The 13,271-nt window shown below is 64.2% G+C and carries 16 protein-coding genes and 1 riboswitch; of the genes, 11 read left to right on the top strand and 5 right to left on the bottom strand.

The features are described 5' to 3' along the window. Positions 1-253 precede the first annotated feature (253 nt). Both LK539_RS15890 and LK539_RS15885 read left to right on the top strand, forming a co-directional pair. Positions 254-499: a hypothetical protein gene (locus LK539_RS15890; protein ID WP_227802026.1), complete on the top strand. Its 246-nt coding sequence runs from the start codon at positions 254-256 to the stop codon at positions 497-499. Positions 500-589: 90 nt separating this feature from the next. Further along, positions 590-799: a hypothetical protein gene (locus LK539_RS15885; protein WP_227802025.1), complete on the top strand. Its 210-nt coding sequence runs from the start codon at positions 590-592 to the stop codon at positions 797-799. Between the two features lie 10 nt (positions 800-809). Here the strand turns inward: LK539_RS15885 and LK539_RS15880 are convergent, their stop codons facing one another. Next, complete coding sequence (locus tag LK539_RS15880) at positions 810-1,064, bottom strand: YkgJ family cysteine cluster protein (protein WP_227802024.1); 255 nt, start codon at positions 1,062-1,064, stop codon at positions 810-812. A gap of 121 nt (positions 1,065-1,185) precedes the next feature. On the opposite strand from LK539_RS15880, the gene LK539_RS15875 reads away from it, so the two are divergent. From LK539_RS15875 to glf, 6 genes are all read left to right on the top strand, one after another. Further along, a complete protein-coding gene (locus tag LK539_RS15875) occupies positions 1,186-2,076 on the top strand; it encodes an SDR family oxidoreductase (protein WP_227802023.1) in 891 nt (296 codons plus the stop codon). 112 nt (positions 2,077-2,188) lie between these two features. Further along, on the top strand, positions 2,189-2,839 hold the full coding sequence (locus tag LK539_RS15870; protein WP_227802022.1) for a TetR/AcrR family transcriptional regulator: 651 nt from the start codon (positions 2,189-2,191) through the stop codon (positions 2,837-2,839). 255 nt (positions 2,840-3,094) lie between these two features. Next, on the top strand, positions 3,095-3,748 hold the full coding sequence (locus LK539_RS15865) for a protein-L-isoaspartate O-methyltransferase (RefSeq protein WP_227802021.1): 654 nt from the start codon (positions 3,095-3,097) through the stop codon (positions 3,746-3,748). Between the two features lie 7 nt (positions 3,749-3,755). After that, positions 3,756-4,088: a rhodanese-like domain-containing protein gene (locus LK539_RS15860; protein ID WP_227802020.1), complete on the top strand. Its 333-nt coding sequence runs from the start codon at positions 3,756-3,758 to the stop codon at positions 4,086-4,088. A gap of 38 nt (positions 4,089-4,126) precedes the next feature. Then, on the top strand, positions 4,127-5,488 hold the full coding sequence (locus LK539_RS15855; RefSeq protein WP_227802019.1) for a TolC family outer membrane protein: 1,362 nt from the start codon (positions 4,127-4,129) through the stop codon (positions 5,486-5,488). A gap of 259 nt (positions 5,489-5,747) precedes the next feature. After that, entirely contained in the window at positions 5,748-6,902 is a 1,155-nt protein-coding gene (gene glf, locus LK539_RS15850; protein ID WP_229520747.1) for a UDP-galactopyranose mutase, read from the top strand. Between the two features lie 147 nt (positions 6,903-7,049). Here glf and ribB read toward each other — a convergent pair whose 3' ends face one another. The 4 genes from ribB to LK539_RS15830 form a co-directional block, all read right to left on the bottom strand. Beyond that, positions 7,050-7,694, bottom strand: coding sequence for a 3,4-dihydroxy-2-butanone-4-phosphate synthase (gene ribB, locus LK539_RS15845; RefSeq protein WP_227802017.1), 645 nt, complete (start codon positions 7,692-7,694; stop codon positions 7,050-7,052). A gap of 101 nt (positions 7,695-7,795) precedes the next feature. After that, positions 7,796-7,938: riboswitch (FMN riboswitch) on the bottom strand. 72 nt (positions 7,939-8,010) lie between these two features. Further along, the gene (gene gloA / locus LK539_RS15840; RefSeq protein WP_227802016.1) at positions 8,011-8,424 is read right to left on the bottom strand and encodes a lactoylglutathione lyase; all 414 of its coding nucleotides are present in this window, start codon (positions 8,422-8,424) and stop codon (positions 8,011-8,013) included. A gap of 130 nt (positions 8,425-8,554) precedes the next feature. Further along, positions 8,555-8,986 carry an OsmC family protein gene (locus tag LK539_RS15835; protein ID WP_227802015.1) on the bottom strand — a complete coding sequence of 144 codons (432 nt, stop codon included), beginning with the start codon at positions 8,984-8,986 and terminating at the stop codon, positions 8,555-8,557. 11 nt (positions 8,987-8,997) lie between these two features. Further along, a complete protein-coding gene (locus tag LK539_RS15830) occupies positions 8,998-9,318 on the bottom strand; it encodes a hypothetical protein (protein WP_227802014.1) in 321 nt (106 codons plus the stop codon). Positions 9,319-9,476: 158 nt separating this feature from the next. Here LK539_RS15830 and LK539_RS15825 point away from each other — a divergent pair, with 158 nt between their 5' ends. From LK539_RS15825 to recN, 3 genes are all read left to right on the top strand, one after another. After that, entirely contained in the window at positions 9,477-10,394 is a 918-nt protein-coding gene (locus LK539_RS15825) for a DUF3667 domain-containing protein (protein WP_227802013.1), read from the top strand. A gap of 134 nt (positions 10,395-10,528) precedes the next feature. Further along, complete coding sequence (locus LK539_RS15820) at positions 10,529-11,440, top strand: NAD kinase (protein WP_227802012.1); 912 nt, start codon at positions 10,529-10,531, stop codon at positions 11,438-11,440. 41 nt (positions 11,441-11,481) lie between these two features. Beyond that, on the top strand, positions 11,482-13,146 hold the full coding sequence (recN, locus tag LK539_RS15815; RefSeq protein WP_227802011.1) for a DNA repair protein RecN: 1,665 nt from the start codon (positions 11,482-11,484) through the stop codon (positions 13,144-13,146). The last annotated feature ends 125 nt before the right edge of the window (positions 13,147-13,271 follow it).

Here is a 13,271-nt window from a genome sequence, read left to right as displayed (position 1 = left end):
ACATGCTTACGACAGCAAAATTATGTCGTGCGCCATCCGCGCAAACGCGTGCTACACTCAAGCGCATGAGTATTCCTGACTCGATTGCATGAGTATCTTTGTTGTCCTGATCCTTGCTGCGCTCGCCTGGGCAGCATTTCACGGTTGGCAAAGCCCAACTTCCTTGCGTTACCGTCCCTGCCAGGGCCGGGCCTGGCGCAGCACATTCCCTACCGCTTCGCGAAAAGACATCCGCGATTTCCTGTCCGTCGTCGTGTCCGCATTTGCCTTCCGCGAAAGCGAGAAGCTGCATTTCCGTCCCGACGACGAAGTGCTCGGCATCTGCCGCGCGGTGAAACCGGCGCGCCGGGTGCCGGATGCGCGGGAGATCGAGACGCTGGCGAAGGAATTGCGCGACAAATACGGCCTGATGCTCGAGGAAATCTGGCACGACGGCCTGACGCTGGGCGGGCTGTTCCAGCGCGTGCAACAGGCGCGCGGCAAGCCGGTCGCTGCCTGAGAAGCGGCTGCGCAGCCAGACATCGCACATTACCCTGAGCGGGTAAGGGTACGCCCTTGTGATTTGCCAGCTCGGCAATATGTGCTGGCCATGCTCAAAGAGAAACTGAACTGGCGGCGGCCACTGTTCTTTGGACTGCTGCCGATCTTCCTCGTGATGGCCTTCCTCGGCTTCCCCTTGCCGGTCGCCCCGCCGCCGCCCACCAAGCCGGCGGTCGAGGATGCGACCATCATCAAAAGGAAGAAAAAGCGTTTCAAGGTCTTGACGCCCGAGGGCGGCGAGGCCGAGGAGGAGCCTTGACAGCCCCGGCTCAGGGCATGGTGGCGCGTTCCAGGTCGTCCAGCCAGCGGATCGCCTGCTCGCGGCTGGAGCCGCACATCTCCAGCGAGGGCTGCAGGCCGCCGCAGAAGGCCGGGCGTTCGGGCCGGCCGAAGATGCGGCAACGGTTGTCCTCACCCAGCTGCACGCAGCGCACGCCGGCCGGCTTCCCCTCCGGCATGCCGGGAATCGGACTGGTAATCGACGGGGCGGTGCAGCAGGCGCCGCAGTTGTCTCTGCACTGCATGGGAATGGGATCAAAGCGGGAAGGAAGGGGGCAAGTATACCGCCGCCGCGCCTGAAGCGGGCGCGTCGCCCGCCGTTTTCCTGCTAGCTTGCAGACATCCACATCGTCAGCAGGAGGCCCCATGTCCAGTCCCCTCAAACCCCTGAACCGCCAGGTCCTCGTCATCACCGGTGCATCGAGCGGCATCGGCCTGGCCACCGCGCAGGAAGCGGCAAAACAGGGCGCGCAGCTGGTGCTGGCCGCGCGCGGCGCCGACGTGCTCGAGGCCGTGGTGCAGGGACTGGTGGACGACGGTTTCGACGCCGTTGCCGTGGTGGCTGACGTATCCCTGCGCGCCGACGTGGAGCGCATCGCCGAAGTCGCGATCGCGCGTTTCGGCCGCATCGACACCTGGATCAACAATGCCGGCGGCACGATTTACGGGCGCCTGGACCAGGTGTCGGAAGAAGACAGCCGGCGCCTGTTCGACATCAATTTCTGGGGCATGGTGCACGGCTCGCTGGTGGCGCTGCCGCACTTGAACCGCCAGGGCGGGGCCCTGATCAACCTCGGCAGCGAGGCATCCGAGGTGGCGATCCCGATGCAGGGCATGTACTCGGCCAGCAAGCACGCGGTGAAAGGTTTCACCGATGCGCTGCGCATCGAGGTCGAGCACATGGACGGGGCGCCGGTCTCGATCACCCTGATCGAGCCGACCGCCGTCGACACGCCGCTGCCCCAGCATGCCCGCAACTACATGGACCGCGAACCGAAACTGCCTGGGCCCCAAGTCGATCCGCACGAGGTGGCGGCGGCGATCCTGCATGCGGCGGTGGTGCCGATGCGCACGGTGCGAGTCGGCATGATGGCCGAGCTCGACGTCATGCTGGAGAAACTGGTTCCCGGCGTGGTTGACCGCCTGGCGGTGTTCCAGGTGCCGCGCCAGCAGCGCGACGTCCCGCCGCGCAACCCCGACGGCGCCTTGTACACTTCGCGCGCCAACGGCCGTATTTACGGCCCGGGTATGAGTTGAGCAAATAGCGTAAATACCTGTTTATATTGACAGTTTCGGTGCCACAACGATTGCTTGACTGCTCTGAAAGCCACGTCTATATTCTATGGTTCTTCAGTTGTCAGGCAGAAACATGGAATGTCCACTCGACAGCAAGCCGCGGTGGGAACGCCGAAAGGATGCCCGTCCCCAGGAGCTCCTTGCTGCCGCTATTGAACTGTTCGTCGAACGTGGCTTCGCCGCTACCCGGCTGGAAGACGTCGCGCGCCGCGCCGGCGTGTCCAAGGGCACGCTCTACCTGTATTACACCAACAAGGAAGAATTGTTCAAGGCTGTAGTGCGCGAGAGCATCCTGCCTTTCCTCGGCCAGGCCGAGCTGTCGGTCGCCGAATTCCACGGCCACAGCGCCGACCTGCTGCGCGAGGTGGTCATGACCTGGTCGCGCCAGATCGGCCAGAGCAAGGCTTCCGGCCTGGGCAAGCTGATGCTCGCCGAAGCGGTCAATTTCCCGGAACTGGCGAAGTTCTACCGCGAAGAGGTCATGAGCCGCACCGTCCGCATGATTTCCAGCATCCTCGAGCGTGGCGTCGACCGCGGCGAGTTCCGTCGTTTCGACATCGAGCAGATGACCCGGGTCCTGATTGCGCCGATGATGATGCTCAACGTATGGAAGCACTCGGCCGTGGCGCCCTGCGACTGCGCCGAACTGCAACCCCAGGTTTTCCTCGAACACCTGCTGGACGTGAGCCTGCACGGCCTGATTCCCCACGCAGCGAGCGTCTAACAAAACCCCCATTGCAGCGTTGTGTCGTCTCGCCGTACTAAAGTACTGTCTTCGACGACACGCCTTGCCCTGGGGATTTTGTTAGACGCTCTAAGCTGCGTTTGCGACAACGCGCCATTTTTTTGGCGTTCAACCCCTCTAAACTGCAGACTGTCGCAATTTCCCCTGGTCTCGGGCAGCCCATCGCTAAGATGTGCGTCCTGAGGCCGTTCAACGATAAAATATCGGATTATTTATTTTCCACCGAGAATCCAAATGAATATCGAACAAGCCCGCTTCAACATGATCGAACAGCAGATCCGTCCGTGGAACGTGCTCGACCAGGACGTGCTGGACATGCTGCATGTCGTCAAGCGCGAACAGTTCGTGCCGGCCGCGTACCAGAACCTGGCGTTTGCCGACGTCGAGATCCCGCTGCCGGGCGGTGAAGCGATGTTCAACCCGAAGGTCGAAGCGCGCATCGTGCAGGAACTGGCGATCAAGAAGCATGAGAACGTCCTCGAAATCGGCACCGGTTCGGGCTACATGGCGGCATTGCTGGCGCATAAGGCGCGCCAGGTGACCACCGTGGAAATCCAGCCGGAAGCCGCGAAACTGGCGCGCGAGAACCTGGCGCGCGCCGGCGTGAGCAACGTGACGGTCGAAGAAGGCAATGGCGCCGGCGGCTGGGACAAGGGCGCGCCCTACGACGTGATCGTCGTCTCGGCCGGCCTGCCGGTCCTGCCGGAAGCCCTGCTGAAGCAGGTGAAAGTGGGTGGCCGCCTGGGCCTGATCCTGGGCGATGCGCCGGCGATGAGCTTCAACATCGTCACCCGCACCTCGGAAACGGGCTACGACACGGTCAAGCTGTTCGAGACCAATGTCAAGCCGCTGACGGGCGCCCAGGCGCCGTCGCGCTTCCAGTTCTGAGGCCGCGATGCAGCACTTGACCGCACCGGAGCTGGCCGCCCGGCTGGCCCAGGCTGAAGCCGGGGCAGCCGAGCAGCCCCTGCTGCTGGACGTGCGCGAGAACTGGGAATTCGAGACCTGCCACATCGCAGGCTCGACCCAGATCCCGATGCACCTGGTGCCGATCCGCGCCGGCGAACTGCCGGATGACCGCGAAATCGTGTGCATCTGCCACCACGGAGCGCGCAGCATGCAGGTAGCGAGCTTCCTGGAACGTAACGGGTTTGACAACGTAACGAATTTGACGGGCGGGATACACGCCTGGGCCGTACAGGTCGATCCTTCGATGCCGAAGTATTGAACTGCTTCCTAACTTTGATGACTCCTGTGGAGAATGTGATGCAGAAACCCCTTCTTGCCGTGCTGGTTGCCAGCGCTCTCTTTTCGCTCAATGCCAGCGCGGCCGATTTGATCCAGGTGTACCAGCAGGCACTGGCCAACGACGCGAACTTCGCCAGCGCGCGTGCGTCGGCCGCCGCCGGCCGGGAACGGATCGCGCAGGGGCGTGCAGGACTTCTCCCGACCATCGGCATCACCGGCAGCAGCGTCAAGAACGACCGTGACGGTTCGCCCTGGAACGAGGGCCAGCTGGTCCCCAACGCCAGCGGTGGGCAGACCCGCGTGCTCGGTACCGGCACCAACGAGCGCACTACCGAGTACACGATCGGCCTGACCCAGCCGCTGTTCCGCTGGGACCGCTGGGAAACCTACCAGCAGAGCAAGCTCCAGCAGGCCATCGCGGAAGCGCAGTTCGCCCAGGCCCAGCAGGAGCTGATCACCCGCGTGGCGCAAGCCTACTTCGATGTGCTGGCAGCCCAGGACAAGCTGGAATCGACCCGCGCCCAGAAGACCGCGGTGACCGAGCAGCTGGCATCGGCCAAGCGCAACTTCGAAGTCGGCACCCAGACCATTACCGACACCCACGAAGCACAGGCGGCCTATGACCTGGTGATTGCCCAGGAATTCGCGGCCGTGAACGACCTCGACAACAAGCGCAACACCCTGCAGGCCATCATCGGCACGGAGCCGACCAACCTGGCGCCGCTCAAGGCCGGCATCGCCCTGACCGCGCCGTCGCCGGCCAATCCCGACCCGTGGGTGTCGGCCGCCGAAAGCCAGAACTACGGCGTGACCGTGCAGCAACTGGCGGTCGAAGTCGCCAAGCGCGAGATCTCGAAGACCCGCGCCGGCCATTACCCGACCCTGGACCTGGTGGCCAGCAGCTCGCGCCAGGACACCAGCGGCCGCGTGAACAATGTCTCGGGCGTGAACCGGAATAACGGCATCGGCGTCCAGTTCAGCGTCCCGATCTTCAACGGCTTCGGCGTCACCAGCCGCGTGCGCGAAACCATCGCGCTGGAAGACAAGGCGCGCAACGACCTGGAAGCGACCCGCCGCCAGGCCGCCCTGCAGGCGCGCCAGGCCTACCTCGGTGTGAACAGCGGCATGGCCCAGGTCAAGGCGCTGGAAGCAGCCGAAGTATCGAGCCAGTCGGCGCTGGAATCGAACAAGCTGGGTTACCAGGTGGGCGTGCGCATCAACATCGACGTGCTGAACGCGCAGCGCCAGCTGTACTCGACCCGCACCGACCTGTCGCGTGCCCGCTACGACACGATCCTGAACGGCCTGCGCCTGAAAGCTGCTTCGGGTTCGCTGCGCGAATCGGACCTGGCAGCGGTGAACGCCCTGCTGGAAAAGTAATCGCCGCGCAGGCTTGTCCTGCAGCGCAGAATGTAAAAAGCCCGGACCGTGTGTCCGGGCTTTTTACTTTTGGAAGCTCATCTAACTCATTGATTCGACGACAAAATAGTTGACGCACGACAAGTTTCGAACCGGCGGATTTTTTTGCAAAACTGATAAACTGACAACGTTAAACGCTCCCTGAATGGCTGGCCGGTTGAGCCCGCCAGCTGCTGGTGCCCCCCGGAGTCATGAATTCTCATTCCTAAGGATAAATAACATGCAAAAGAATATCGCGATTGTCGGCGCCGGTTTTTCCGGAGCCGTCATTGCACGCCAGCTGGCAGAGGCTGGCTACCAAGTCGAGATCTTCGAATCGCGCCCTCACATCGCAGGCAACTGCCACTCCGAACGCGACGCCGAGACCGGCGTGATGGTGCACATCTACGGTCCGCACATCTTCCACACCGACATCGAGCGCGTCTGGGAATACGTGAACCGCTACAGCCGCTTCATGCCCTATGTGAACCGGGTCAAGGCGATCACCAACAACAGCGTGTACACGCTGCCGATCAACCTGCTCACCATCAACCAGTTCTTCGGCAAGACCTTCCGTCCGGCCGAAGCCCAGGAATTCCTGACCTCGCTGGGCGACAAGTCGATCGAGGACCCGGTCACCTTTGAAGACCAGGCGCTGCGCTTCGTCGGCAAGGAACTGTACGAAGCCTTCTTCAAGACCTATACCGTCAAGCAGTGGGGCATGCAGCCGACCGAGCTGCCGGCCAGCATCCTCAAGCGCCTGCCGGTGCGCTTCAACTACGACGACAACTACTTCGCGCACAAGTACCAGGGCATGCCGGAAGACGGCTACACCGCGCTGGTCGAGAAGATCCTCGACGTGCCGGGCGTCACCGTGCACCTGAACACCACCTTCGACCCGGCCAACAAGGGCGATTACGCGCACGTGTTCTATAGCGGCCCGATCGACGCCTGGTTCAAGCACACCGAAGGCCGCCTGCCGTACCGCACGCTGGACTTCGAAGTGTTCCGCGACACCGGCGACTACCAGGGCAATGCCGTCATCAACTACTGCGACGACAGCCAGCCCTACACCCGCATTACCGAGCACAAGCACTTCTCGCCGTGGGAAAAGCACGAGAAGACGCTGATGTACAAGGAATACAGCCGCCAGTGCGAAGAGAAGGACATCCCGTACTACCCGATCCGCCAGGCGCGCGACAAGCAGCAGCTGGAACGCTACGTGAACGTGGCGCGCGAGGAACCGAACGTGACCTTCGTCGGTCGCCTCGGCACCTACCGCTACCTTGACATGGACGTGACCATCAACGAGGCACTGTCGACCGCCGACAAATTCCTGGAATGCGCGACGAACAACCAGCGCATGCCGGCGTTCGTGATCGATCCGCTGGCCTAAGGGAATCGGGTCTTGTAGGGGTGATCTGGTCCAGTGGACCAGATCACGCTCCGCCGACCGCGCGTTCAAATCACCTATAAGCCGCTTGAGCGTCTGCTGCTCTGCTGGTTGGACGCGCGGTCGGGAGGACCCGACCACCCTACGACCTTAACGGGCTTTACGCCATTCGATCATCTCCGCGATCGTCAGGATCGGGAAGCCGTGCAGGGCGGCGAACTCCTCGATCTGCTCGCCGCGCATCATCGTCCCGTCAGGATTCATCAGCTCGCACAGCACGGCGGCCGGTTCCAGCCCCGCCATGATGGCCAGGTCGACCGAGCCTTCGGTATGGCCGGCGCGCGCCAGCACGCCGCCCGGTGTGGCGCGCAGCGGGAACACGTGACCCGGCCGCACCAGGTCTTCCGGCTTGGCGTGGGCTGCGATCGCGGTGCGAATGGTGGTGACGCGGTCCGCGGCCGATACGCCGGTCGACACGCCATGGCGCGCCTCGATCGACACGGTGAAGGGCGTGCCGTAGCGGCTGCCGTTCTCCGCCGCCATCGGCGGCAACTCCAGGGCGCGTACCTTGTCGCTTGATAAGCACAGGCACACGATGCCGCTGCATTCGCGAATCATCAAGGCCATCGTCTCGACGCTCAGTTTTTCGGCTGCGACGATCAGGTCGGCTTCGTTCTCGCGGTCGAAATCGTCGAGCAGGATGACGGGAATTCCCAGGCGCGTGGCTTCCAGGGCGGCGCTGATGCGGCCTTCCAGGTCGGTGCTGGTGAGGGAGTGGGTGGTGGTGACTAACATGTGAAACGCTCCTCGCAGTAAGTTGGCGAAAAACGCTTCAGGGCAAAGCAAAGCGCGCGCCGGTCCCTGCGCAAAAAGCGGCGGGAACAGCGCGTGACAGCGCACATCTTCTTTCATCCGGACTATACCGTCGGCCCTGGCTTCTCACCAGGTCTGCTGACCCTGCTTGCGCAGGCGCTCGCGGGCTCGGCCCGTTGCAGGCCATACCGCCGGTGGGGAATTGCACCCCGCCCCGAAGACGTATTTAGATTGTTGCCTGACAGCCAGGCCAGGCGATTGTAGCAGCGCCCGGCAGAGCTTGCCGGGCAGGGGAGATTTAGCTGCTCAGCCCAGCGCCGGCGGCATTGTCCTTGCGCTCGATGAGCTCGACCTTGTAGCCGTCCGGGTCGGTGATGAAGGCAATCACAGTGGTGCCGCCCTTGACCGGGCCCGGCTCGCGCGTGATGTTGCCCCCTAACTTGCGCACGCTGTCGCAGGTGGCGTAGATGTCTTCGGTGGAGAGGGCGATGTGGCCGTAGGCCGTGCCCATGTCATAGCTCTCGACACCGTAGTTGTAGGTCAGCTCGAGTTCGGCGTGCTCGGGGTTGCTGCCGTAGCCGAGGAAGGCGAGCTTGTACTTGTACTCGGGGTTGTCGCTGGTGCGCAGCAGCTTCATGCCGAGCACATTGGTGTAGAAGTCGATGGAACGCTCGAGGTTGCCGACGCGGAGCATGGTGTGCAGGAAGCGCATTGTGGATGTCCTTCTGGATGAAACGGAAAGCGGCCATTTTATGCGTTGGCCGCGATTCGTGCCGGACGCAGCCCGATTACGCAAAGGACAGTTGACCGCGTGGGCGGGAGGACCCGCCCACCCTACCGACTTAGCTCTCCAGGCGCGAGGTCATCGTGATGTTCGCGTTGAGCAGCTTCGACACCGGGCAGTTTTCCTTGGCGGTGTTGGCGGCCTTGTCGAAGGCTTCCTGGCTGGCGCCCGGGATCTTCGCGACGAGGTCGAGGTGCACGGCGGTGATCGAGAAGCCGCCTTCGACCTTTTCCATCGAGACGGTGGCGGTGGTGCGCAGTTCCTCGGCGGTCATGCCGGCCTGGCCCAGCTGGCCGGACAGCGCCATCGTGAAGCAGCCCGCGTGGGCCGCGCCGATCAGTTCTTCCGGGTTGGTGCCCGGGCCGTCCTCGAAGCGGGTGTTGAAGCCGTACTGGCTATCCTTCAGCACGCCGCTCCCGGTCGAGACGGCGCCCTTGCCGTCTTTCAGGCCGCCGCTCCAGACGGCGCTGCCGTTACGCTTGATGGTCATTGCATTCTTCCTTATCGGTTCTTGCCCGGCTCCGAATCGACGGAGTCGTGGCGGGTCATCGACCGGTGGCGGTCGGGTTGCGGGTTTGCCTGTCCGGTGGCGCCGGGAGCGGGTTCGACTGCGCGGTCCAGGTCGCCTTCGCCGTTGGTCCCGTACATGTCGGTGTTCACCAGCCCTTGCGCCATGTCCTCGGCAGCCTGCTTGATGATGCCGCGCGGTTCCTGGTCCTGCGCGTCCGGGCTCTCGTCGCGCTCGTGCGGCTGGCGTTTCATGCCGTCGTTTTCGATCGGCTTCTTCGTGTTCACGAAGCGGTCTTTGGTTTCGGTCACCATGATGGCCTCCTTCTATTGCAGTTGACTGAATCCTAACCCCGGCCAGATGAAGCAGTCGCGCAATTGGTGCGGCAGCAATGCAAGTGTGATAATCCGAGATGCTTTTTTGCAATTGAACAGCTAACATGAGGGCTGGAACGACTCAGCCGGATCTCACTGTGACCACCGACGCACTCGCCACTCTCCACGACGCCGACATCTGCAAGAACTGCGGCGCCACTACCCAGGGCAACTACTGCCACCAGTGCGGCCAGGCGGCCCACCTGCACGTGCCCAGCGCGCGTGAGTTCCTGCACGAGTTCCTTGCGCACTACGTGGCGCTGGAAGGCAAGCTGTGGAAGTCGCTGGCGCTGTTGCTGTTCAAGCCGGGGTTCCTCAGCCGCGAATACATCGAGGGCCGGCGCGTGCGCTACCTCGAACCGCTGCGCCTGTACCTGAGTTTCAGCATCATCTTCTTCGCCCTGGTCAAGTTCAGCGGCGCCGAACTGTTCGATCCCGAGACCACCATCGAGCGTCCCGCCGTCACCGCGCCGGCAAGCGCCGGGCCCACGCATGACACCGCGCTGGGCGCGGCCACGCAGGAGCAGGCCGATACCTGGGCGGATACCCAGGAGCGCTTCGTCGCCTGGACGGCCTCGATCAATCCGCTGCTTGGCAAGAAGGTCGACAAGTTCCTGGACCAGCCGGTCGCGGCGCAGCAGGACGCCGTCAAGCGCGCCTTCTTCGGCTACGCCCCGTACGCGATCTTCGCCCTGATGCCGCTGTTCGCCGGCTACCTGAAACTGCTGTACCTGGGCTCGGGCCGGCGCTACGGCGAGCACTTCCTGTTCGCGCTGCACACGAATGCCTTTGCCTTCTTCATGCTGAGCATCACGATCCTGGTGCCGGGCAGCTGGGACTTCATCCGCTTCCTGCTGACCGTGTGGCTGGCCTTCTACCTGCCGACCGCCATGCGCCGCGTCTACGGCGGCGGGCGTCTCATCACCGGCTTGCGCTGGGTGGTCCTGATGACGCTGCACCTCCTGAGCATCGTCCTGGCCATCATCGTGGCCGTGGGGCAGGCCCTGATGGGCTGATACTTGCCCCCGAGTGCGCGCCGCCCTTATACTGTTTATTTGTACAGTCTTATCCGGGCGTGCGCAGGGGCTGAAGTGGCAGCCGCAGGGATAATCGGTTAATCTCGCAAGTCCTTACCCAACCGCTCCAGACCATGTCAGTGTCGCCTGAAAAGCAAGAAATCATCGCGCTCGTGGTGCGGCAGAACACCCCCGGCATCGAAGAGCCGGCCCGGCAGCTCACCGATTTCCTGGCCGGGGCGGGCTACCGCGTGGTGTTCGAGGCCGATACCGCCGCCTACCTGAACGCCCTCGGCATCGACGCGGCCGACGCCATGTCGGTGGCCGAGATCGGCGAGCAGGCCAGCTACGCCGTGGTCATGGGCGGCGACGGCACCATGCTCGGCATCGCGCGCCAGCTCGCCAAGTACGACATCCCGCTCATCGGCATCAACTCGGGGCGCCTCGGCTTCATCACCGACATCCCGCTCGAGCGCATGGTGCCGGCGCTGCACGAGATCCTGCAGGGCCAGGCGCGCAAGGAGGAGCGCACCCTGCTGCAGGCGCGCGTGGTGCGCGACGACCAGGAGATCTTTTGCAGCGTCGCCTTCAACGACGTGGTGGTGGCGCGCGGCACCGGCGCCGGCATGGTCGAGCTCAAGCTCACCGTGGACGGCGAATTCATGTACAACCAGCGCGCGGACGGCCTGATCGTCTCGACGCCGACCGGCTCCACCGCCTACGCGCTGTCGGCCGGCGGCCCCCTGCTGCATCCGCGCGTGCAGGGCGTCGTGCTGGTGCCGATCGCGCCGCATGCGCTGTCGAACCGGCCGATCGTGGTGCCCGAGTCGAGCGAGATCGTGGTCGAACTGGTGGCCGGGCGCGACATCAGCGTCAACTTCGACATGCAGACCTTCACCAGCCTGCAGCTGGGCGACCGCATCGTCATCTCGCGCTCGCCGCACACGATCACCTTCCTGCACCCGCGCGGCTGGAGCTATTACCATACGCTGCGCGAAAAGCTGCACTGGAACGAATACCCGACCAACGAAGGCAAATTGACGTAATCGCGTCAAAAGCAGAGTAAAACCAGGAGACCCGATTTTTCATGCTGCGCACACTTACCATCCGTGACTTCGTCATTGTCGACGCCATCGAACTCGAGTTCGCACATGGCTTCACGGTGTTCACCGGCGAGACCGGCGCCGGCAAGTCGATCCTGATCGACGCGCTGCAACTGGCGCTGGGCGGACGCGGCGACGCGAGCATGGTGCGCGAAGGCGCGGCCAAGGCCGACGTCACCGCCGAATTCGCGCTGACCTCGCCGGCCTCCTCCTGGCTGCTGGAGAACGAATTCCCGAATGACGAAGGCGTGGCCCTGATGCGCCGCGTGATCGACAACGCCGGCCGCTCCAAGGCCTGGATCAACGGCATCACCGCCACCGCCGCGCAGCTGCGCGAGCTGGGCGACATGCTGGTCGACATCCACGGCCAGCACGCGCACCAGTCGCTGCTCAAGCTCGATGCCCAGCGCGCCCTGCTCGACAACCAGAGCGCGGTGCGCGACACCAGCGCGCAGGAAGACGTGCATGCCACCGCCGCGGCCTGGAAGGCCTGGCGCGCCCTGGTGCGCCAGCGCGAGGAATTCGAGAACGATGCGCGCAACGTGCTGCTCGAGCGCGAGCGCCTGGAATGGCAGGTGACTGAACTCGACAAGCTGGCGCCGAAGGCGGGCGAGTGGGCCGAGATCAGCAACGAACATAGCCGCTTGTCGCATGCGGCCAGCCTGCTGGAGGGCGCGCAGGAAGCGCTGCAGGCCATCTCCGAAGCCGACCATCCGATCTTGTCGCAGCTGTCCTCGCTGAATGCGAAACTGGGCAAGCTGGTGGACGTCGACAGCCAGCTGCAGGCGGTGCTCGACTGCATGGAGCCGGCCCGCATCCAGCTGCAGGAAGCCGTGTACGCGCTCAACAACTACATCGACAAGGTCGAACTCGACCCGGACCGCCTGCGCGAGGTGGACGCGCGCATGGAGGCGCTGCACAGCGCGGCGCGCAAGTACCGCACCACGCCGGAAGAGCTGCACGAAGAACACGCCGCACTCAAGACCCGCCTGCAGCAGCTGGCCGACGCCAGCGACATCGACGGCCTGCGCAAGCAGGAAGAGAAGGCCAGGGAAGCCTATATGGAGGTGGCGCAGCGCGTTTCGCACCGGCGCGGGGCGGCGGCGGCGATGCTGGGCTCGGCCGTGACCGGGGCGATGCAGGACCTGAGCATGAGCGGCGGCCGCTTCGAGGTGGCGCTGACCGAGGGCGAGCCGGGCGCGCACGGCCTCGAGCAGGTCGAATTCCTGGTGGCCGGCCACGCCGGCGTGGCGGCGCGGCCGCTGGCCAAGGTGGCCTCGGGCGGCGAACTGGCGCGCATCTCGCTCGCGATCGCCGTGATCACCGCCAGCGCCACCATCACCCCGACCCTGATCTTCGACGAGGTCGACACCGGCATCGGCGGCGGCGTCGCCGAAGTGGTGGGGCGCCTGCTCAAGCGCCTGGGCCAGGCGCGCCAGGTGCTGTGCGTGACCCACCTGCCGCAGGTGGCCAGCCAGGCCAACCAGCACTTCCAGGTCGCCAAGGGCACCACCAGCGAAGGCCGCACAGTATCGCGCATCGACGTGCTCGACACCCGGGCGCGGGTGGAGGAGGTGGCGCGCATGCTGGGCGGGATCGAAATCACCGAGACAACGCGCAAGCATGCGCGGGAGCTGCTGGCGTCGTAATGATTTTGTAGGGTGGTCGGCTCTGCCGACCGCGCGTTCAAATCACGCATGAAGAGACGCAAGGTCGGTTCACGAGCCGGCTGAACGCGCGGTCGGCGAAACTTGATCTGGTCTACTGGACTAGA

The organism is Massilia sp. IC2-476 (assembly GCF_020707295.1).
Classification (GTDB): Bacteria; Pseudomonadota; Gammaproteobacteria; order Burkholderiales; family Burkholderiaceae_D; genus Telluria.
This window is presented reverse-complemented; position numbering and strand designations above follow the sequence as displayed.

Bases quoted from the DNA above. Each gene is read 5' to 3' on its own strand.
- ribB (WP_227802017.1), bottom strand. From the start codon at position 7,694: ATGTTAGTCACCACCACCCACTCCCTCACCAGCACCGACCTGGAAGGC.
- gloA (WP_227802016.1), bottom strand. From the start codon at position 8,424: ATGCGCTTCCTGCACACCATGCTCCGCGTCGGCAACCTCGAGCGTTCC.
- LK539_RS15835 (WP_227802015.1), bottom strand. From the start codon at position 8,986: ATGACCATCAAGCGTAACGGCAGCGCCGTCTGGAGCGGCGGCCTGAAA.
- LK539_RS15870 (WP_227802022.1), top strand. From the start codon at position 2,189: ATGGAATGTCCACTCGACAGCAAGCCGCGGTGGGAACGCCGAAAGGAT.
- LK539_RS15855 (WP_227802019.1), top strand. From the start codon at position 4,127: ATGCAGAAACCCCTTCTTGCCGTGCTGGTTGCCAGCGCTCTCTTTTCG.
- LK539_RS15830 (WP_227802014.1), bottom strand. From the start codon at position 9,318: ATGGTGACCGAAACCAAAGACCGCTTCGTGAACACGAAGAAGCCGATC.
- glf (WP_229520747.1), top strand. From the start codon at position 5,748: ATGCAAAAGAATATCGCGATTGTCGGCGCCGGTTTTTCCGGAGCCGTC.
- LK539_RS15885 (WP_227802025.1), top strand. From the start codon at position 590: ATGCTCAAAGAGAAACTGAACTGGCGGCGGCCACTGTTCTTTGGACTG.
- LK539_RS15865 (WP_227802021.1), top strand. From the start codon at position 3,095: ATGAATATCGAACAAGCCCGCTTCAACATGATCGAACAGCAGATCCGT.
- LK539_RS15875 (WP_227802023.1), top strand. From the start codon at position 1,186: ATGTCCAGTCCCCTCAAACCCCTGAACCGCCAGGTCCTCGTCATCACC.
- recN (WP_227802011.1), top strand. From the start codon at position 11,482: ATGCTGCGCACACTTACCATCCGTGACTTCGTCATTGTCGACGCCATC.
- LK539_RS15860 (WP_227802020.1), top strand. From the start codon at position 3,756: ATGCAGCACTTGACCGCACCGGAGCTGGCCGCCCGGCTGGCCCAGGCT.
- LK539_RS15820 (WP_227802012.1), top strand. From the start codon at position 10,529: ATGTCAGTGTCGCCTGAAAAGCAAGAAATCATCGCGCTCGTGGTGCGG.
- LK539_RS15880 (WP_227802024.1), bottom strand. From the start codon at position 1,064: ATGCAGTGCAGAGACAACTGCGGCGCCTGCTGCACCGCCCCGTCGATT.